General features: G+C 71.8%; 17 protein-coding genes and 1 tRNA gene. 13 read left to right on the top strand and 5 right to left on the bottom strand.

The annotated features are described in order from the left end of the window. Window positions 1-288 precede the first annotated feature (288 nt). Both VIM26_RS23295 and VIM26_RS23290 read right to left on the bottom strand, forming a co-directional pair. Window positions 289-819 carry a MarR family transcriptional regulator gene (locus VIM26_RS23295; RefSeq protein WP_331955715.1) on the bottom strand — a complete coding sequence of 177 codons (531 nt, stop codon included), beginning with the start codon at window positions 817-819 and terminating at the stop codon, window positions 289-291. A gap of 10 nt (window positions 820-829) precedes the next feature. Continuing rightward, window positions 830-1,450, bottom strand: coding sequence for a TetR/AcrR family transcriptional regulator (locus VIM26_RS23290; RefSeq protein WP_331955717.1), 621 nt, complete (start codon window positions 1,448-1,450; stop codon window positions 830-832). A gap of 100 nt (window positions 1,451-1,550) precedes the next feature. Between VIM26_RS23290 and VIM26_RS23285 the strand changes: the two genes are divergently transcribed. From VIM26_RS23285 to VIM26_RS23225, 13 genes are all read left to right on the top strand, one after another. Beyond that, a tRNA-Gln gene (locus tag VIM26_RS23285) sits at window positions 1,551-1,622 on the top strand. Between the two features lie 176 nt (window positions 1,623-1,798). Further along, entirely contained in the window at window positions 1,799-3,394 is a 1,596-nt protein-coding gene (glmU, locus tag VIM26_RS23280; RefSeq protein WP_414696550.1) for a bifunctional UDP-N-acetylglucosamine diphosphorylase/glucosamine-1-phosphate N-acetyltransferase GlmU, read from the top strand. Further along, window positions 3,394-4,374: a ribose-phosphate diphosphokinase gene (locus VIM26_RS23275; RefSeq protein WP_331955714.1), complete on the top strand. Its 981-nt coding sequence runs from the start codon at window positions 3,394-3,396 to the stop codon at window positions 4,372-4,374. Before glmU ends, VIM26_RS23275 begins: the two co-directional genes overlap by 1 nt. Before the next feature lie 433 nt (window positions 4,375-4,807). Then, window positions 4,808-5,428 (top strand): 50S ribosomal protein L25/general stress protein Ctc, encoded by a 621-nt coding sequence (locus VIM26_RS23270; RefSeq protein WP_331955713.1) that lies wholly within the window; start codon window positions 4,808-4,810, stop codon window positions 5,426-5,428. A gap of 115 nt (window positions 5,429-5,543) precedes the next feature. Continuing rightward, window positions 5,544-6,152: an aminoacyl-tRNA hydrolase gene (gene pth / locus VIM26_RS23265; protein ID WP_331955712.1), complete on the top strand. Its 609-nt coding sequence runs from the start codon at window positions 5,544-5,546 to the stop codon at window positions 6,150-6,152. Window positions 6,153-6,344: 192 nt separating this feature from the next. Next, window positions 6,345-7,877 (top strand): sugar transferase, encoded by a 1,533-nt coding sequence (locus VIM26_RS23260; protein WP_331955711.1) that lies wholly within the window; start codon window positions 6,345-6,347, stop codon window positions 7,875-7,877. Window positions 7,878-7,931: 54 nt separating this feature from the next. After that, a complete protein-coding gene (locus tag VIM26_RS23255) occupies window positions 7,932-9,173 on the top strand; it encodes a glycosyltransferase family 4 protein (RefSeq protein ID WP_331955710.1) in 1,242 nt (413 codons plus the stop codon). Continuing rightward, on the top strand, window positions 9,148-9,960 hold the full coding sequence (locus VIM26_RS23250; protein ID WP_331955709.1) for a WecB/TagA/CpsF family glycosyltransferase: 813 nt from the start codon (window positions 9,148-9,150) through the stop codon (window positions 9,958-9,960). Before VIM26_RS23255 ends, VIM26_RS23250 begins: the two co-directional genes overlap by 26 nt. After that, on the top strand, window positions 9,957-10,901 hold the full coding sequence (locus tag VIM26_RS23245) for an NAD-dependent epimerase/dehydratase family protein (RefSeq protein WP_331955708.1): 945 nt from the start codon (window positions 9,957-9,959) through the stop codon (window positions 10,899-10,901). Before VIM26_RS23250 ends, VIM26_RS23245 begins: the two co-directional genes overlap by 4 nt. Beyond that, window positions 10,894-11,739 carry a glycosyltransferase family A protein gene (locus VIM26_RS23240; protein WP_331955707.1) on the top strand — a complete coding sequence of 282 codons (846 nt, stop codon included), beginning with the start codon at window positions 10,894-10,896 and terminating at the stop codon, window positions 11,737-11,739. Before VIM26_RS23245 ends, VIM26_RS23240 begins: the two co-directional genes overlap by 8 nt. Further along, complete coding sequence (locus VIM26_RS23235) at window positions 11,736-13,043, top strand: O-antigen ligase family protein (RefSeq protein WP_331955706.1); 1,308 nt, start codon at window positions 11,736-11,738, stop codon at window positions 13,041-13,043. The genes VIM26_RS23240 and VIM26_RS23235 overlap by 4 nt, the downstream gene beginning before the upstream one ends. Next, window positions 13,036-14,142, top strand: coding sequence for a hypothetical protein (locus VIM26_RS23230; protein WP_331955705.1), 1,107 nt, complete (start codon window positions 13,036-13,038; stop codon window positions 14,140-14,142). The genes VIM26_RS23235 and VIM26_RS23230 overlap by 8 nt, the downstream gene beginning before the upstream one ends. Continuing rightward, window positions 14,139-15,593 carry a lipopolysaccharide biosynthesis protein gene (locus VIM26_RS23225; protein WP_331955704.1) on the top strand — a complete coding sequence of 485 codons (1,455 nt, stop codon included), beginning with the start codon at window positions 14,139-14,141 and terminating at the stop codon, window positions 15,591-15,593. The genes VIM26_RS23230 and VIM26_RS23225 overlap by 4 nt, the downstream gene beginning before the upstream one ends. A 320-nt stretch (window positions 15,594-15,913) precedes the next feature. Here VIM26_RS23225 and VIM26_RS23220 read toward each other — a convergent pair whose 3' ends face one another. The 3 genes from VIM26_RS23220 to VIM26_RS23210 all read right to left on the bottom strand — a co-directional run bounded on the left by VIM26_RS23220 (window position 15,914) and on the right by VIM26_RS23210 (window position 19,926). Beyond that, complete coding sequence (locus VIM26_RS23220) at window positions 15,914-17,386, bottom strand: polysaccharide biosynthesis tyrosine autokinase (protein WP_331955703.1); 1,473 nt, start codon at window positions 17,384-17,386, stop codon at window positions 15,914-15,916. Between the two features lie 87 nt (window positions 17,387-17,473). After that, window positions 17,474-18,502 (bottom strand): glycosyltransferase, encoded by a 1,029-nt coding sequence (locus VIM26_RS23215; protein WP_331955702.1) that lies wholly within the window; start codon window positions 18,500-18,502, stop codon window positions 17,474-17,476. Beyond that, window positions 18,499-19,926, bottom strand: a complete 1,428-nt coding sequence (locus VIM26_RS23210; protein ID WP_331955701.1) for an O-antigen ligase family protein — start codon at window positions 19,924-19,926, stop codon at window positions 18,499-18,501. Before VIM26_RS23210 ends, VIM26_RS23215 begins: the two co-directional genes overlap by 4 nt. Window positions 19,927-20,016: the final 90 nt, after the last annotated feature.

Here is a 20,016-nt window from a genome sequence, read left to right as displayed (position 1 = left end):
GACCCCCGACGCCAACCGCCGACGCCAACCGCCGACCCTCGACGCCGACCCCCGACGCCGACCGCCGAAGGCGGCTCGCACGTGCTGACCGACCGGCTCGACGTGTCAGCCCCCGCGCGGTCCATACGGCGCGCAACGTCTGACAACTTCCACGCACCTCGAGCGTGTCAGCCCCTGCGCGGTCCATACCGCGCGCCAGATCTGACAAGTTTCACGAACCCCGACGTGTCAGCCGCTGCGCGGCGTATACCGCGCGCTCCGGCTGACACGTCGCGGGAGGGGGGCGGGTCAGGGGGCGTCGAACGGGGCTACCACCTCGCGGAGCAGGTCGGCGAGGCGGTCGCGGTCGGGGACGCTGAGGCTGGCGAGCAGGCCGCGCTCCACGTCCAGCAGCTCCGACATCGCGGCGTCCACCTGCGTGCGACCACGCTCGGTGAGCTGCACGAGGACCCCGCGGCGGTCGCCGGGGGAGGGCAGCCGGAGCACCAGACCGTGCTCGGCGAGGCGGTCGATCCGGTTCGTCATCGTGCCGGAGGTGACCAGCGTCTGGGTGAGCAGCGCGCCGGGGGACAGCCGGTACGGCTTGCCCGAGCGACGCAGGGCGGAGAGCACGTCGAACTCCCACGGCTCGAGATCGTGGCGCGCGAAGGAGCCGCGGCGGGCGAGGTCCAGGTGGCGCGCGAGCCGAGTGACCCGGGACAGCACGGTGAGCGGGTCGACGTCGAGATCCGGGCGCTCGCGATGCCAGGCCGCGACGATCCGGTCGACCTCGTCCTCGTCCTGCCCCTGTGGGTGCTGCATACTCGGCCCCGCTGCCATGGGTGCGAGGTTACTCGACGTCGAGATACCTCGCGCTCGCTCTGGTCAGCGTCGGCCTGCGCTCGAGGCCGCTCAGGCCGTTCCAGGCGAGGTTCACCAGGTGCGCGGCGACGTCGGTCTTGACCGGGCTGCGCGCCTCCAGCCAGTGCTGCCCGGTGAGCGCGACCATCCCGACGAGCATCCGCGCGTAGATCGGGGCGGTCTTCGGGTCGAGTCCCTGCCGCTTGAACTGGTCGGCGAGCAGGTGCTCGACCTCGGTCGCGACGTCGCCGATCAGGCTCGAGAAGGAGCCGGTGGCCTGGGCGACGGGCGAGTCCCGGACCAGGATCCGGAACCCGTCGGTGTTGTTCTCGATGTACGTGAGCAGCGCTAGGGCGGTCCGTTCGAGCAGCACCTTGGGGTGCCCGCTCGAGGCGAGCGCCTCGGTCAGCGCGGCCGTCAGGGAGCTGACCTCCCGGTCGACGACGACGGCGTAGATGCCCTCCTTGCCCCCGAAGTGTTCGTAGACCACGGGCTTGGACACCTGCGCGCGGACCGCGATCTCTTCCACGCTGGTGCCGTCGAACCCCTTCTCTGCGAACAGCTTGCGCGAGACGGCGAGAAGTTGCTCCCGTCGCTCCTTGCCCGTCATCCGGGCCCTGGGGGGTCGCTTGCTCTCGGAGGCCACTGGGCCATCATGCCGTCTCCGGGCTGGCAGACTGTGGGCGCGACCGCGCGCTCGGCGCGGACGGTCCGCCTTGGTGTAACGGCAGCACGCAGACCTTTGGAGTCTTGCAGTCCAGGTTCGAATCCTGGGGGCGGAGCGGAAAGAGTGACCCGGGCGGGGCGGACGGAGGGTGTCCAGCGCGGCGGTAGACTGGCAATGCGACATATCCGCGCCCCCGGGGGATTTCTCGGGCAGATCCGCTGGGAGTCCCGCGTCGTGACCACCCCACGTCCCGCAGCCGTCATCGTCCTCGCCGCAGGCGAAGGAACCCGAATGCGGTCCTCCGCGCCGAAGGTGTTGCACACCCTCGGCGGAAGATCGATGCTCGGCCACGCGCTGGCCGCCGCCAATGAGCTGGAGCCCGGGCGCGTCGTCGTCGTCGTGCGGCACGGCCGAGAACAGGTCGTCGAGCACCTCCGCGCCCTCGATCCGAACGCCCTCGTCGCCGACCAGGACGAGATCCCCGGCACCGGCCGCGCCGTGCAGTGCGGCCTGTCGGTGCTCGACGCCGCCGCGCACGCCGACGTCGCGCGGGACCGCGAGGGTTCCCGCGCGCAGCCCGAGGGCGGTCACATCGACGGCGCCGTCGTGGTCATCGCCGGCGACGTCCCGCTGCTCGACGGCGCGACCCTGGGCGAGCTGCTCGCAGCCCACACCGCGGACGGCAACGCCGTCACCGTGCTCACCACCGAGGTCGACGACGCGACCGGCTACGGCCGGATCGTGCGCGAGCCCGGCACCGGCGACGTGCTCGAGATCGTCGAGCAGCGCGACGCCGACGAGGCCCAGCGCGCCATCACCGAGATCAACTCCTCGATCTACGTGTTCGACGCCGCCGCGCTCCGCGGCGCGCTCGGTCGCCTCGGCCGGGACAACGCGCAGGGCGAGGTCTACCTCACCGACGTGCTCGCCCTCGCCCGGGCCGACGGCGGCGCCGTGCGGGCCCTGCGCACCGACGACCCGCTGCTGGTCCAGGGCGTCAACGACCGCCTGCAGCTCGCGACGCTGCGCGCCGAGCTCAACCGCCGCACGCTCGAGGAGTGGATGCTCGCGGGCGTCACGGTCGTCGACCCCGCCACGACCTGGGTCGACGTCGACGTCGAGCTCGCCCAGGACGTCACCCTGCTGCCCGGCACCCAGCTGCACGGCAAGACGGTCGTCGCCACCGGCGCCACGATCGGCCCGGACACGACCCTCACGGACGTGCAGGTCGGCGAGGGCAGCACCATCGTGCGGACGCACGGGTCGCATGCGGTGATCGGCGCGGACTCGCTCGTCGGGCCGTTCGCCTACCTGCGCCCGGGCACGGTCCTCGGGGACCACGCCAAGATCGGCACGTTCGTCGAGACGAAGAACGCCACGATCGGCGCCGGCTCCAAGGTGCCGCACCTGTCCTACGTCGGCGACGCCACGATCGGCGAGGAGACGAACATCGGCGCGGCGTCGGTCTTCGTCAACTACGACGGCGTGAGCAAGCACCACACGACCATCGGGTCCTACGCGCGCACCGGCTCGGACAACATGTTCGTCGCCCCGGTCACGGTCGGCGACGGCGCCTACACGGGAGCCGGTTCGGTGATCCGGCGCGACGTGCCGCCGGGCGCGCTCGCCGTGAACAGCGGCGCCCAGCGCAACATCGATGGCTGGGTGCTGCGCAGCCGCTCCGGGACCCCGGCCGCCGAGGCCGCGGCACGGGCGCTCGCCGAGCTGGGCGAGGACCCCGACCTGTCGCCCCAGGCGCGCGACGAGCGCGCTCGGGCGGGGCTGGCCGCCACGGCCACGCACCCGTCCCCACCTCCCACGCTGCCGCAGCCCGCGGTCCGCGAAACCCCGAGCGCGCCCGTCGCGATCACGAAGGAAACACCTTGATGACCGGGATCACGTCTCACGACCCCGAGAAGCGGCTGGTCCTGGTCTCAGGGCGGGCGCACCCCGAGCTCGCGGCAGCGGTGTCGCTCCAGCTCGGCAGCGAACTCGTCCCCACGACCGCGTACGACTTCGCCAACGGTGAGATCTACGTCCGGTTCGGGGAGTCCGTCCGTGGCTCCGACGCCTTCGTGCTGCAGAGCCACGCGGCGCCGATCAACGTGTGGATCATGGAGCAGCTGATCATGGTCGACGCGCTCAAGCGCGCGTCCGCCAAGACCATCACCGTGATCGTGCCGTTCTACGGCTACGCGCGGCAGGACAAGAAGCACCGCGGCCGCGAGCCGATCTCGGCCCGTCTGATGGCCGACCTGTTCAAGACCGCCGGTGCGGACCGGCTGATGAGCGTCGACCTGCACACCTCGCAGATCCAGGGCTTCTTCGACGGGCCCGTCGACCACCTCATGGCGCTCCCGCTGCTCGCGAACTACGTGCGCGGCCGGGTCGACTCGAGCAAGCTCACCGTGGTCTCGCCCGACGCCGGCCGGGTTCGCCTCGCCGACCAGTGGGCGGACCGCCTCGGCGCCCCGCTCGCGATCATCCACAAGCGGCGCGACCCCACGATCCCGAACCAGGTCAAGGTCCACGAGCTCGTCGGCCAGGTCAAGGGCCGTACCTGCGTGATCGTCGACGACATGATCGACACCGCGGGCACGATCGTGCAGGCCGCCGAGGCGCTCTTCGACAACGGCGCGGCCGAGGTCATCGTCGCCTCGACCCACGCCGTGCTCTCCGGGCCCGCCGTGGACCGGCTGAAGAACTCGCGGATCACCGAGGTCGTCGTCTCCGACACCCTCCCGATCCCCGACGAGCACCGGTTCCCGAAGCTCACCGTGCTGTCCATCGCCCCGCTGATCGCCCGCGCGATCCGTGAGGTGTTCGACGACGGCTCGGTCACCTCGCTGTTCGACGGACAGGCCTGACCCAGACCCGACCGCGATCCTCCGCAACGTCCGAGGATTCTCCGTAACGTCCCAGGGTTCTCTGTAACGTCCGAGCGTTGACGTCCTATAGGACGTCAACGCTCGGACGTTGCGCTTTGGCAGTCGCAGTCGCAGTCGCAGTCGCAGTCGCAGTCGCAGTCGCTGCCGCTGCCGCTGCCGCAGCAGCAGCAGGTGCCGCCGCCGCCGCCGCCGCCGCGGCGGGGCGTTTCGCGCCGGGGCGCGCGCCGGGTAGACTTCTCAGGTTGCCTCGGCGAGGGAAGTCGGACGGTCAGGTGTTTCCTGACCCGCCGGTTCCGTGATCGACAAGGCGGTCGCCTCCGCGTGCCCGTCCTGCGCCCCGCGTCGAGGCCGCCTGAGTTCGCTTGCGAACATTGCTCGAATCTGAACATCACCATCGTCATGGGAGTCTTTCGTGTCCGAGATCAAGCTCGTCGCCACTGCCCGCACCGATTTCGGCAAGGGCGCCGCGCGTCGCACCCGCCGCGCCGGCCTGATCCCCGCCGTGCTCTACGGCCACGGCGGCGAGCCGCTGCACGTGTCCCTGCCCGGCCACGCGACGATGATGGCGCTGAAGCACACGAACGCGCTGTTCACGATCGAGTTCGAGGGCACCTCGCGCCTGACGATCGCCAAGGACATCCAGAAGGACCCGGTCAAGGACGTCATCGAGCACATCGACCTGCTGATCGTCACCGCCGGCGAGCGGGTCTCGGTCGAGGTCCCCGTGCGCGTCACCGGCGAGGGCTTCCCGGGCACGATCCACTTCGTCGAGATGCAGCGCATCGCGCTCACGGCCGATGCGGCCAACCTGCCCAGCGTCATCGAGGTCTCGATCGAGGGTCTCGTTGCGGGTACCCAGATCCGGGTCGGCGACCTGCACCTGCCCGAGGGCACCGACATCGACGAGGCCGCCGAGGGCATCGTCGTCACGATCGCCGAGCCGCAGGGTTCCGCCGCCGACGAGGCCGCCGACGCCGAGGTCGCTGCCGTTCAGGCCGCCGCCTCCGCCGCGTCCGCCGAGGTCGCTTCCTGATCGACCTGCACCCAGGTGGGGATCGCGCGAGAGCGGCGATGCCGACCGACCCGAGCGCCCGGTACCGTCTCGAGCGGTGCCGGGCACTCTATTACTCCCCAACAAAGGACGACCGATGGCTGACGAGCTGTGGCTCCTGGTCGGCCTCGGCAACCCCGGGCCGGGCTACGCGGGCAACCGGCACAATGTCGGCGCGATGGTCCTGGACGAGCTTGCGCGACGCACCGGCGCGACGTTCTCCGCGCGCAGCATCGGCGGTGCGCGCGCGGCGACGACCGAGACCCGGCTCGGGGTGCTGCCGGGCGGTGCGCCCGGGCCGCGGGTCGTGCTCGCCAAGCCGTCGACCTTCATGAACGTCTCGGGCGGCCCGGTCGCCGGTCTCGCGCAGTACTACCGGGTCTCCCCGGACCACGTCGTGGTCGTGCACGACGAGATCGACATCCCCTTCGCGGACCTCAGGCTCAAGATCGGCGGTGGCGAGGGCGGTCACAACGGATTGCGCGACATCACCAAGGCGTTGGGCACGAAGGCCTACGTGCGCGTGCGGGTCGGCGTGGGCCGCCCGCCGGGTCGCATGGACGCGGCCGACCACGTGCTGAAGGACTTCTCCGCCGTGGAGCGCAAGGAGCTGCCGTGGCTCGTCGATGCCGCCGCCGACGCCGTCGAGCTCACCGTCCGCGAGGGCCTGGAGCGGGCGCAGCTGACGATCCACACCAAGGCGTGAGCGCTTCCTGACCGGGTGAAGTTCCGCCGTCGCCGGGGCACAACAAGCCCTCATCGACGTGCGATCCGCCCGAACGACTCCGAACGGGTGAAAAGGGACAGCCACACGGGGTGAATTGGGACACATCATCGCATTCCTGGCGCTTCCGGGCCATACGCTCCTGCCCTACAGCCAGGACGGAGGACCCAGCCCGTGACGCTCACCGCAGGACGCGACTTCGACATGGCGCAGGTCTCGGAGGACCGGCGCGGCCGGGCCACCGGACCACGACGCTCCTGGGCTTCGGCACGGCCGTTCGAGCTTCGGTCCACTCCGTTCAACCGCGACGACTACTGGGAAGACCGGTGGACCCGGGCGGTCCTGCACTACCGCCGCCTCGCGCTCGCGCTCGACGTCCTGATCGCCCTGATCGTGATCCCCTCGTTCGTGGTGCCGATCATCGGTACCCGGATCGAGAGCGCCGGACTCGCGGCGGCCGGCGTCGTCGGATTTGTGTGCTGCGTCGCGCTCACCCGCGGCTACGACGTGAAGAACCTCGGGGACGGCCCCGGGGAGTACCAGGCGGTCGCGCGTGCGGGAATCCTCGCGGCCGGGATCCTGATGACGACGAGCTACTCGACCAAGGCCGAGATCTCCCGGACCCTCGTGTTCATCGGGGTCCCCACGCTCGTGCTGGTGTGCGGCCTCGTGCGCTACATCCACCGCAAGCAGCTGCACCGCAGCCGCGCGGCCCGCGGGGAGTCGATGCGACGAACCCTCGTCGTCGGCGAGCCCGGAGCGGTCGCCCAGGTCGTCGAGGACCTCCAGCGTCGTCCGCGGGAGGGCTACCGCGTCAGCGGGATCTGCGTGCCGTCCCTCGACGACTCCGAGCCGCTCGAGGACGCGCCGGTGCTCGGCGCGCTCGCCGACGTCCCACAGGTCGTCGCCGACCACGCGGTCGAGGTCGTCGTCGTCGCCGGGGCCTGCCTGAGCGGCGACGCCCTGCGGCGGCTGTCCTGGGCGCTGGACCGGGCGGGCGCGCAGCTCGTGGTCGCTCCCGGCCTGGTGGAGGTCAACGCGCCGCGGCTGTCGCTGCGCCCCGTCGCCGGCCTGTCCCTGCTCGAGGTGGAGATCGGTGCGCCGCGCCGCCGCCTGCTGGTCAAGGCCGTCATGGACCGGACGGCGGGCGCTGCTCTGCTGGCGATCGCCCTGCCGATCATCCTGGCAAGCGCGCTCGCCGTTCGCCTCACCTCACCGGGTTCGCCGTTCTACCACCAGACCCGCGTCGGGGTCGACGGCCAGACGTTCACGATGTGGAAGCTGCGGAGCATGTACATCGACGCCGCCGCGCGCAAGCAGGCGCTGCTGTCCGACAACGAGAGCGACGGCGTGCTGTTCAAGATGCACAACGACCCGCGGGTGACCACGGTCGGACGCGTGCTACGCCGGTTCTCCCTCGACGAGCTGCCACAGCTCCTCAACGTGGTCAAGGGCGACATGTCGCTCGTCGGCCCGCGTCCCCCGCTGTCCGAAGAGGTCGCGGCCTACGGCGATGCGGTGCACCGCCGGCTGCGGGTGAAGCCGGGTCTGACCGGTCTGTGGCAGGTGTCCGGCCGGTCCGACCTCACGTGGGAAGAGTCCGTGCGGCTCGACCTGCGGTACGTGGACAACTGGTCGGTCGCGATGGATCTGCTGATCCTCTGGAGAACGGCACGGGCAGTGGTGGGTGCGTCAGGTGCGTATTAGGTGCGGGCGTTGGGCCCAGAGACTGTTCACGAAGTCCACGAACCAGGGGCGATCATGACGACAATCGACAACTCGCGCGGGAACGCGGACGCGCTTGTCGGCGCCGAGGCTGCGAACGAGACGGACTCGGGCTCGGTGCGCCCGCAGCTGGTCGACCGCCTCGTGGTCCACCAGTTCGATGCCGCCCGGCCGTCCCCCGGCGGGATCGACACCTGCATCCGCGGCCTGTGCCGGTACGCCCCCCTGGGCACGACGATCGCGATCGTCGGCGTCGACGCCGGCGGGGAGGTCAGCGGTCGACGCCTCGGCGCCTGGGAGCGCCACGACCTCGGTGGCCGCCAGATCTGGTTCATGCCCGTGGCGACCCTCGACCCATCCGACCAGCGTCGGCTCGTGCCGCACTCCCTGCGCCTGATGGCCGGGGTCGCGCGGTACCGCGCGCGCCTGCCGCGAGCGCGCGTCGTGCAGGCCCACCGCGCCGATACCGCGATGGCCCTGCGGACGCTCCTGGGGCGCCCGCTGGCCTACTTCATCCACACGCAGGAGGCGGGGCTCACCAGCGCGACGTCCGACTCCATCTGGCGGTTCGCCAAGCACGCGCACGCCGCGGTCGAGCGCAGCCTTGTGGGTGCCGCCGAGGGTGTCGTGGTGTTCAACCCCGACTACGCGAAGACGGTCCAGCAGCACAACAGCCGCGCCATCTTCTCCCCGACCTGGTTCGACCCCGCGATCGTCCGCGGCGGGGAGCGCCCGAGCGACCCGTATCGCGTCGTGTGGGTGGGCCGGCTCGAGGAGCCGAAGGACCCCTCGCTCGCGCTCGAGGCGTTCGGCCGGCTGCTCGATCTGGACAGTGGCCTGCCGTGGACCCTGGAGTTCGTGGGTGCCGGGACGCTCGCGGACGACCTCGCCGCCCGGGTCGCCGCGCTGCCCGACGACGTCGCCGCCCGGGTCCGGCTCCGCGGACGGCTCGCGCCCGAGGCGGTCGCCGAGGTACTAGGCGGATCGGGTGTATTTCTGATGACCTCGCACGCGGGCTACGAGGGCTTTCCGCGGGTCCTGGTGGAGGCGCTCGCGTCCGGATTGCCCGCTGTGGTCACGGAAGGCTCCGATACCGGCGGAATGATCACCTCGGGTGAGAACGGACTCGTCACCGATCGCGATCCCAGAAGGCTGGCCGCAGCAATCGCCCGAGCCGTAACCTTCGATCGGCACGCTGCAAGCCAGAGCGCGCGCGCCTACGGGGCGCCACAACTGGTCGGAAGGATCTTCGATGCCACGTCTCCGGCGCAACGGTGAGGGCGCCGAGGTGATCATGGCCGTCCACCCGTCGGGCACGGTGACGCTCGCCGGGCGCGAGCTGTTCCTCGGCGGCCAGGCCGAGCTCCTGGCGCACATCGAGTCCCTGCTGCCTGCGCAGAGCGTACACACCGTCATCACCCCGAACGTCGACCAGGCGCTGAACCTCGTGGACGACGCGCGCCTTCGCCGGGCGTACGACGAGGCGGAGATCCGCATCACGGACGGCTTCCCGCTCGTCAAGCTCGGCCACCTGCTCGGCGGCTCCCGCCTCGAGCGGCACACCGGGGCCGATCTGCTCCCGCTGGTCGCCGCGCAGGCCCGCCGGCTCGGGTGGCGGATCGCCGTCACCGGCGGCGAGGAGCACATCGCCCGGATCGCCGCGGAGACGCTGCGCCGCCGGTTCGACGCCGACGTCGTCGCGGTGCCCTTCCCGCGCATCACCTCGGTCGAGGACGACGGCTCGCGCAAGGTCGTCGACGAGCTCGTGCAGCTCAAGCCAGATCTGGTCTTCGTGTGTCTCGGGTCCCCCAAGCAGGACGTGTGGGTCTCCCACTGGCGCTCCGAGCTGCCCCCCGCGCTCTACGTGGGCGCCGGTGCGGCCGTGGACTTCGTCGCCGGCACCAAGAAGCGAGCGCCGGCGACCATCCAGCGCCTCGGCGCGGAATGGATCTACCGGCTCGTCCAGGAGCCGCGGCGGCTCGCGCGGCGGTACCTGATCCGCGGGCCGCGGTTCGTCTACATCGCCCTCCGTTCCCTGCTGCTCGCGAAGGAGTCCGCGCGATGAAGGCGATGGTCACCGGAGCTGCCGGCTTCGTCGGCAGCACGCTCAGCGCCCAGCTCCTCGCCGACGGGCACGAGGTGGTCGGGGTGGACGCGTTCACCCCGTACTACGACGTCGCGCTCAAGCGCGAGAACGTCCGCCGGCTCGCCGGTCCGGCGTTCCGACTCGTCGAGGACGACCTGCTCACGGTCGACCTGGACCCGCTCCTGGCGGACTGCGACGTGGTCTTCCACGAGGCCGGCCAGCCGGGTGTGCGCGACTCCTGGGGTGGGGACTTCGCGACCTACCTGGAGGCGAACGTCCGGGTGACCCAGCGGCTGCTCGAGGCCGCTCGACGGGCGCCCATGCTGCGCAGGTTCGTCTACGCGTCGTCGTCCTCGGTATACGGCGACGCGCCCGCCTACCCGACGACCGAGGAGGACCGGCCCTCGCCGGTGAGCCCGTACGGGGTGACCAAGCTCGCCGCGGAGCACCTGTGCTCGCTGTACGCGTCGAACTTCGGCCTGCCGACCGTCTCGCTGCGCTACTTCACCGTGTACGGTCCGCGCCAGCGCCCCGACATGGCGTTCACCCGGTTCCTCACCGCGGCCGCCGAGGGGCGCCCGATCGAGCTCTACGGCAGCGGCGAGCAGATCCGCGACTTCACGTTCGTCGGCGACGTCGTCGCGGCGAACCTGCTCGCGGCCAGCGAGGACGTGCCGTCCGGCACCGTGCTGAACGTCGCCGGGGGCACAAACACCTCGATGCTCGAGGTCATCGACATCATCAACCGGTTGAGCGGCTCACCGCTCGCGCTGAACCGGCACCCCCGCTCCGACGGCGACGTCTTCCGCACCGGCGGCGACTCGAGCCTCGCGCGCGAGCTGCTCGGCTGGAAGCCGTCGGTCAGCATCGAGGAGGGGCTGGCCCTGCACTGGGAATGGGTTGCGACACGCCATGCCTGAGGTGTCCTGTGTCGTCCCGACGCACGGGCGCGACGACCTGCTGACGGAGGCGGTCGCGTCGATCGCAGCGCAGCGCTCCGCGCCCGCCGAGCTGATCGTGACGGACGACCTCGGCTCGCCGGTCACCCGCGTGCTGGTCGAGCGGTGGGCCGTGGACCTGCCCTTCCCGGTGCGGTACGTCGATGCCAGCGGGACGGGGTGGCGCTCCGCGGGCGCGTCCCGCAACGCGGGCGCCGCGCTCGCGACCGGTGACCTGATGGCGTTCCTCGACGACGACGACGTGTGGGAGCCGGAGTACCTGACCTCGCTCATCGCCGCGCTCGGGGCCGGGACGTGCGACTTCGCCGTCGGCTGGACCGAGGCTGACGCCGGCGGCGGCGTCTACCACATCGCCCGGATGAAGGCGGGTCTGCAGGTCGCCGACGTGGTGGCCCGGAACCCGGGCTTCGTTGGCAGCAACTTCGTGATGACCCGCGACGCCTTCGTGCGCCTCGGCGGCTTCGACCCGGCGCTGACCGTCGCGAACGACAAGGACCTGCTCGTGCGGGCACTTCAGCACGGGCTGCGCTACACCGTCGTGCCCCAGGTCCTGGTGCGCAACCGCATCCACACCGGGCCCCAGCTCACTGACAAGACCGAACGCCGAGTCCGAGGGATCGAGACCTACATGGCGAAGCACAGTCCGCTGCTGTCCGGGCAGGACCGCCGGTACTTCCGCGCGCAGATCTCGAGCATCCGGCGGGTGACCGGGCAGACCCGGCTGGCCCGCTGGCGTTCCACGGCGGCCCTCGCACGAGATCGGGCCACCTTCAACCTCGTCGACGCGGTGAAGCGATGAGGCCCGCGCGGGTGCCCGACGGCGTCGCCCGGTTCCTCACCACACCCCGCCTCGAGGTGCTGCTGGTGGCCACGGTGTGGGTCGCGATCCTGCTGCCGCAGATCGCCGCGAGCCTCAGCGTGACCAAGGGGTTCGAGCCGATCACCGAGGCGCCCGTCGCCTCGACCCCGGCCGTCGCGGCCATCACGACCGCCGCGAACGCCCTGGCCGTGCTGGTGTGCGCCGCCGTCGTGCTGGTGCGGCTGCGGACCGTGGCGCTGCGCCGGGTGCCCGTGCTGGTTGCGCTGCTCGCGCCGTGGGTGATCGCGGCCGTCCAGCTCGCCGTCCTGGGGCGGCCGCCGGGCGCCGCCGCGCTGGTCTTCCCGGCCGTCGCCGCGGCCTTCTGGGTGCTGCGGCCCGGTCCGGGCGCCGTGCGGACGGTGGGCTACCTCACCGGGCTCACCGCGCTCGTCAGCCTGGCCCTCGGTGCGTTCGTGCCGAGTGCCGGCCGGTACCCGGCGCAGGAGGCAGGGCTGGGCAAGGTCATCGGCCCCGCCGGCGTGCTCGCGGGGGTCATGCCCTCGGGGAACAACCTCGGCCTGTTGCTCGTCGTGGGGCTGCCCACCGTCCTGACGATCCGGCGCGTGAGCGTGCGGTGGACCGCGCTCGGGGCCGTGCTGCTCGCCCTGGCGTGGACGGACTCGCGCACGTCGTGGGTGGCCGCGGTCGTCGTCGTGCTCCTGCTGGCCGCGCTGGCCTGGACGCGGTGGCCCGCGGTGGTGGCGGCGCTGGGCCTCGGTGGGCTCGCCGCCGGTGGGATCATCCTGCCGTTCATCACCACCGAACCGACCGCGTTCACGAACCGGGCGTCGTACTGGATCCCGACGCTGGCCGCGTGGCGCGAGCACCCGTTGACGGGGTTCGGCGCCGACTACTTCAAACGACTCGCGAAGACCGCGGAGAACCTCGGCGGGCACGCCTTCCAGGCCCACAACGAATGGGTCCAGCTGCTCATCACCGGCGGGCTCCTGCTCACCGCGACCGTGCTGGTGCTGCTGGGGATCGCCGCGGTGCGCGCGGTCCGTCTTGCGGCGGACGGGACCTGGTGGGGGGCCGGCTGGCTCGCGGCCCTGCTGACGGTCTCCATCCTCGAGGTGCCCTTCGGGTTCGTGGACCGCACGATGTTCCTCGCCGTGGTCCTGGTGCCGCTGTGCCTGCTGATCTGTGCGGACCCCGTGGGTGGCCGGTCGCGTACGGTCGCGGGCGAGGGAACCAGCCGGCTGCCGGACCCGGCTGCGGCCCGCACCGGAGGTCGCCGTGGCTGAGGTCCTCTTCTCCGCGCGCGGCCAGGTCGACAACCTGGGCGACAGCGTGCTGCGCCGCAGCCTGCTGCGCGCGCTTCGACCCGCGGGCGATCTGACCATCAGCGTCGTCGGGATGCCCGAGGGCTACCTCAGCGGGCTCGACCTGGCACCCGGTGACCGGCTCGTGCGGGACACCGCGGACTGGGGGCCGCTGCTCGTGCGGGAACTGCTGGCCGGAGCGCTCTACGCGTACAACGCGGGTGAGACCTACGCCGACGCCACCTACGCCCGGCACTGCCTCATCACCGCGCCCCTGCTGCTAGCCGGGCGGCTGCGCGGCGGTCGCTCCGTGCACACCGGTTTCGGGATCCGCGCACCGCACCCGGTGTGGGGCCGCGCGGTGCGCCTCGGCCTCGCGGCGTGCGACGAGGTGGCCTGGCGCGACGCGCCCAGCCGCGACTGGATCGGGACCGGCTCGATCGCCCCCGACTGGGCGTACGCCGAGGGGTCCCCGACGGCGGACGTGAACCGGGCTGCGGACGGCGCAGGTCGGGACGTGCTCGCGATCTCGCTGCGCTTCGACCGCCCCGCGCCCGACGACGAGTGGCTCGGGGTCGTGCGCGAGGTGGCCCGGGTCCGCGCGCTCACCATGGTGGTCGTGCCACAGGTGGGTCGCGACGACGAGCGCGCCGAGGTGGTCGCGCGGCAGCTCGGGGCGGACCTGCTCCCCTGGGACGGGCACGACCACGCGGACCGGGAGAAGGTCGTGCGCGAGGTGTTCCGGCGCTCGTCGTTCGTGCTGAGCGACCGCCTGCACGCCCTCGTCCTGGGGCACACCGAGGGTGCGCTGCCGGTCGGGTTCGGCACCGCCGGCGTCGAGAAGCTCGAGCGCACGCTCGCGGCGGTCGGCGTGCACGGCGTCGCCTTCGAGCGGGGCCGCCGCAGCGAGGACGAGATGGTCCGGCTCATCGACGACATCGACGCCCGGCGGGCCTCGCTGCTGGGGGCGATCGGTCCGGCCCGCGCGCGGCTCGCCGCGCTCGCGGACCGCATCGCCCTGCTGGGCTCCGGCACGCCGAGCGCGCGCGACCCGCGGGTCACGCTCGGAACAGGTCCGTGACGACGCTCTCGGACGCGGCTGCCCGGGGCACCGCCGTCACGGTCGGTGCCCAGCTGATCAGGTTCGTCATGCAGCTCGGCTCCATGGTCGTGCTCGCGCGGATCCTCCTACCGTCCGACTTCGGGCTCGTCGCGATGGTCACCGCGATCATCGGGGTGGCCGAGATCGTGCGCGACGTCGGCCTGTCCAGCGCCGCGATCCAGGCCCGGACCCTCAGCGCGGGCGAGCGCACGAATCTCTTCTGGGTGAACACCGGGCTCGGCGCGGCCTGTGCCGCGATCGCGATCGCCCTCACCCCCGTGATCGTCGCGATCTACCACGAACCGCGGCTTACCCACGTGGTCCCGCCGCTCGCGGCCGTGTTCATCCTGTCCGGCCTGAACACCCAGCTGCGCGCCGACCTGTCCCGGTCGCTGCGGTTCCGCGCGCTCGCGGGCTCCGACGTGATCTCCCAGGGGACCGGGATGCTCGTCGCGGTGATCGCGGCGTGGCGCGGCGCCGGGTACTGGGCGCTCGTCGCCCAGCCCGTGGTGGCCGCGTTCGTCGCGCTCGCCGTCAATGCCGTGAACTGCCGCTGGTTGCCCGGACTGCCCCGGCGGGACGTGTCGATCCGCTCGTTCTTCCACTTCGGGCTGCGCCTGCTGGGTACCCAGGCGCTGTCCTACGGCACGAAGAACATCGACAACGTCGTGCTCGGCGCGGTCTGGGGCCCGACCCAGCTCGGCCTCTACAGTCGCGCCTACCAGCTGCTGATGACCCCGCTCAACCAGATCAACACGCCGCTGACGCGGGTGGCGCTCCCCGTGCTCTCCCAGCTCCAGGACGACCGGAGGATGTTCGCCCGGTACGCCGGGCGGGCCCAGCTCGTCGGGTGCTACGTGACCGCGACGATGCTCGCGGTGGCGGCGGCGCTGTCCTACCCGCTGATCGACCTGCTGTTCGGGGCGAAGTGGGACGGGCTCGCGCCGATCTTCGCGCTGCTCGCCCTCGGCGGGGTGTTCCGGTCGATCTCGCAGCTCTCGTACTGGCTGTTCCTCGCCGCCGGCAAGACGGGCGCCATGCTGCGGCTGGACCTGTGGTGCCAGCCGATCATGATGGGCGTCATCGTCGCCGGCGTGCCGTGGGGGCCCAGGGGCGTCGCGGTCGGGCACCTGGTCGCTTACGGCAGCTACTGGGTGGTCTCGCTGGTCGCCGTCGGGCGGGCCACGGGTGTGCCGACCCGGCCGCTGTTCGTCAAGGCCCTGGTCGCCGTCGGGCTGGTCGGGGCGCCGGCCGCGCTCGCCGCGTGGGGCGCGACCCAGCTGGTGGGCTCCTCGGTCGCCGAGCTGGCCCTGGGCACCACGGCCGCAGGGATCGTGGTGGCAGCCTCGGCCCTGGCCTTCCCGATCGTCCGGGCCGACCTCACCTTCCTGGCGAACTTCCTCCGCCGCTCCCTGAGCCGCTCGCGCTAACCCGCGTCTGACAACTTTCGCCGGCAGGCCCTTGGTCGGGCATCGCTCGTCCTTGGCGCGTTGTGTCAATCTCTCGCTCGCGGCCCCCGCCAGGATCGGATCAGTTCGAAACTCGAGATGCGAGTTGTTGCTGTGCGGATCGCCGAAACACGACAACGTCTCCCAGTTCGCCGCGCGCCGTGTGCCGGCCGCCGCGCAGTGCGCACATCCGTGCGGACTGCGGACATCGGATGTGCGCAGTCGGCGCCGATGTGCGCAGTTTGCCGTCGGCGGCGCTCGCCCAACTGGACGGTATTGACCGCTAGAGCCCAGAGGGTTGGTCAGTGCGGCGGGTGGACGGGCTGGCGTGCTTCCTGGTCGGCGCTGACCGGGGTCGTGCTGGAGGGCTGGGTGCGGTTCTTGGCCCGGGTCTCGGGCCTGCGGGTCGCCGACTCGTCGAGCTCGACGGCGACCGGGTGGTAGCTGTAGGTACGCGTGCCGTCACCCTTGCGCGGGCCCCGGTTGAGGACCAGCCCGAAGAGCCGGGCACCGACCTTCTGGAGCATCTCGATCGAGTCGCGGAGCTGGTCGCGGGTGACGATCCCGCCGCCGGTCACGAGCAGGACGCCCTCGCACAGCGCGCCGAGCACCGCGGCGTCGGTCACCGGGAGCAGCGGCGGGGAGTCGAAGAGCACCATGTCGTACCGGCTCTTGAGCTCCTCGAGCACGTCGGCCATCCGCTGCGAGCTCACGAGCTCGCTCGGGTTCGGCGGGACCTGCCCGGCGGTGAGGACATGCAGCCCGGCCGGGCCGGTGCTCTGGGTGACCTCGTCGAGCGTCGCGCGACCGATCAGCACGGTCGTCAGGCCGGCCCCGCCCTCGAGCCCGAGGTACCCGGCGACGGACGGCCGCCGCAGGTCGGCGTCGACCAGGCAGACCCGCACGCCGGAGTCGGCGAGCGCGTAGGCGAGGTTGATCGCGGTGAGCGACTTGCCCTCGCTGCCGCGGGAGGAGGTCACCACGATCGAGCGCGGCCGGTGGGCGGCGTCGATGTACTGCAGGTTGGTGCGCAGCTGTCGGTACTCCTCAGCACGTCGCGTGAGGGGTGCCGCGACGACCCTGCGCTCCTTGCCGGTCGTGGCGGTGTCGTAGGTGATCGTGCCCAGCAGGCTCACGTCGGTGAGCCGGCGCAGGTCGGACTCGCCGCGGATCTTGGTGTCGAGGTTGGTGCGCAGCAGCGCCCAGCCGAGCGAGAGGACCAGGCCGACCAGTACACCCATGCCCGCGACCTTCCCCAGGTTCGGGGCGAAGGGTTTGCCCGGGATCGTCGCAGGGGTGACAACGGTCACCACGACGGACGCCTGACCGTCGGCCCGGGGTGGGGCCAGTCGCTCGACCTCGACCCTGAGCTGAGCGCTGATCGCGTCCGCGAGCGTGGCGGCACGCGCGCCGGAGCCGTCGGTGACGCCGATGTCGATCAGGGCGGTGGTGCCCTCCACCGAGGCCGACACCCGACCTTTCAGGGCGCTCGGGGTCATCGTGAGCCCGAGGTCCTTGATGACCGGACCGAGGACGAGCGGGGACTTGGCGACCTCGGCGTAGGTCGATGCCTGGCGCTCGGCGAACGAGGAGCCCTGGTTGAGGTCCGAGATGGAGTCGCCGAAGCGGGTCGAGACCAGCACGGTGCTCGCGGCGCGGTACTGCGGCGGCTGGGTGGACGCCATGCCGAGCGCGACCACGGGGCCGAGCACGGTGAGTAGCACGATGGCAACCCAGTGCACCCGAAGGACGTGCAGGAAGTCGCGAAGCTCCATTGGAATCCCCTCAGCCGTCGGGCGGACCGCACGTCGGGGCTCCGGAGCCCGTTCGACCGCATTGTGCGTTTTGCACAGAGGCCAATATTAACGCGGTGCAAGTTGCGCGCGACGGCCGATCGGGGGGTGGTTTCTTGCCGCGGCGACCGCTGCGCGATAGCACTCGGCATGCCGTGGACCGATCAGCGCCCAGTCCCGGTCGCTCAGGTCGGGGCGCACACCGGGCGGGCGCGCGGCGACCTCGGCGAGGGTCTGGGTCAGCACCTGGGCCGTCAGCTCGCCGTCGAACAGCCGCACCCAGTCGCCGCCGACCTCCGCGGCGAGGGCCTCGGTGCTCGGTGTTCTCGGCACCAGGACCGGTCGGTCGAGCGAGAGCGCGACGAGCAGCGAGGCCGAGTTGTGCAGCTCGCGGTAGGGCAGGACGACGAGCGCGGCCTGGGTCACCTCGCGCACCAGCGTGGCGTCGTCGACGAACTCCAGTCGCGCCGTGATCCGGGGGTCGGCGCGGGTCGCGGCGAGCACGAGTTCGTGCCAGTAGCTCGACTGCGGGCGCCCGACGATCCGTAGCGAGAGCGACGGATCGTCCGTCGAGGGAAAGCACTCCAGGAGCCGGTCGACACCCTTGTACGGCCGGATCAGCCCGAAGTACAGCAGCCGTCCCGGCACCGTCGCCAGGTGCTCGTGCGCCGCGAACCGGTCCCGGTAGTGCCCGAGCGGCACCAGCATGTTGACGCGCCCGGGGTCAACGGCCGTGGTCGGGTTGAGCTGGATCGCGAGCGTGGTCCACCGGTCGAGCCATGCCAGCAGCCAGGCCTCGAGGCGACCGCCGGGCTCGTGCGGGCCGACGTTGTGCTCGGTGCGCACGATGGCGGTCCGGGTCAGCCGCACGCGGAGCAGGAGCGCGCAGAACGCGAGCCGGATCAGCGGCTGCTTCCAGCGCGAGCGGACCCGGGTGAGCCGCTCGGGCCAGTGCACGTGCAGCACGTCGTAGGAGCTCAGGAGCGCGCGGCGCCAGGTGAACCAGCTCAGCACGACGTCGTCGGGCAGGTCCTGCACGATCTGATCGACGAACCTCGTGGTCCCGTCCGGGGGATCCAGCACCTGCAGGACTCTCACGACACGGCCCTGGGCGCCGGCCTCGCCCGCGGGGCCGGAAGGGCAGGTGCGGCTCGCGTGGTTCCGGCGGAGCGCGGCGCCTGCCTGGGGTGCGTGATGCGCCAGCAGCCGGCGAGGATGAACAGGGTCAGGTAGAACGACACGGAGTACAGCATGGTGTTGGCCGCGATCGCGTTGACGAGGGTGCCCGCGAGCACCGCGAGTGCCAACGACGGGGCGAAGTCCGCGCTGGAACCGACCGTCCCCGCCATCCGCAGCCCGTAGAAGGCGCAGCCGGCCAGCACGAGCCCCAGCCCGAAGACGCCGGTCTCGGCGAGCAGCCGGACGTACTCGTCGTGCGGGATGTTGCCGACCAGGATGACGTTCGCCTGCGTCGCGCCCACGCCGTTGCCGAACACAGGATTCTGGCGCCATGCGTCGAGGACCTTCTTCCACGCCGCGATGCGCCATCCGAGTGAATTGTCCTTGCTGAGCGGATTGGCGCCCGCGCCCGTGAACTCGGCGAGGCGGGCGCGCCCGGGGCTGGACGTCACCGCGAGGAACAGGACGAGTGCGATCCCGAGCAGGGACAGCGCGATCCGCTCCCAGCGCGCGTGCCGCAGGGTCAGCAGGAACACGATGACCATCACCAGGCAGGTGATCGCGCCGCCGACGCTCACGGTCGCTGCCTGGCCGCCGAGGAACAGCACGAAGAGCGCGAGGTTGAGCGTGCGCCGGGGGGCGCGCGTCATGAGCAGGGCGAAGGACGCGACGTTGCAGATCGCGAACAGCGCACCGGCCGAGTTCGCCTGGGCGAGCGTCCCGGACGCCCGCAGGAGCCCGTCGATGTAGGTCCCCGTACCGGTTGCGAACTGCTCGATCGCGACGATGGCCGGCACGATGCCGACGTACTGTGCGGTCCGGGCGATCCCGACCGCGGTGAGCTTGCCCGGCGCGTTCAGCACGACGAGTGCCACGGCGAGGGCGCTGACCAGGCGCAGCGCCTCGATGTACGTCGTCGTGGCCCCGAACCTCGTGGCACCGGCTGCCGCCGAGATCACCAGGTACCCCGTGACCGTGAACACGGTGAGCAGTCCGCTGGGGGATCGCCAGGTGACCAGCAGCGCGAGACCGATCAGCCCGACGGCGATCCCGCCCGTGATGGTCACCGTCTCGAGGTGGTCCACGAGCGCCCGCACGACGATCGCCACGGGGAGCACGACCAGGCCGTACCGGGCGCCGACGACGACCAGGATCGGGGCCGCAGCCACCACCAGCAGGACGACGGCGGGCGCGTTCAGCATCGCTGCGCCGAGTACCGCTCCGGCGGTGAGCGCGAGCAGGACCAGCGCCAGGCCACGGTCCGCCAGGCCGTTCCAGGCCACGGAAAGCCACACGTTCGGCGCAGTGCGCCGGTTCCATCCGTCCGCGCGCAGGATGCTCATCGATCCAGCCCTGGCCGGGTGGGCGCTGCGAGGACGGTCATTGGCAAGGCTCCCAGGTGCATGTTCGGTTGCGGGGCACCGCTCTCGCCG

It is taken from the genome of Pengzhenrongella sp., from assembly GCF_036565025.1.
Classification (GTDB): domain Bacteria; phylum Actinomycetota; class Actinomycetes; order Actinomycetales; family Cellulomonadaceae; genus Pengzhenrongella.
Note: the sequence above shows the minus strand (reverse complement) of the source record. Positions and strands in the feature narration are given on the sequence as shown.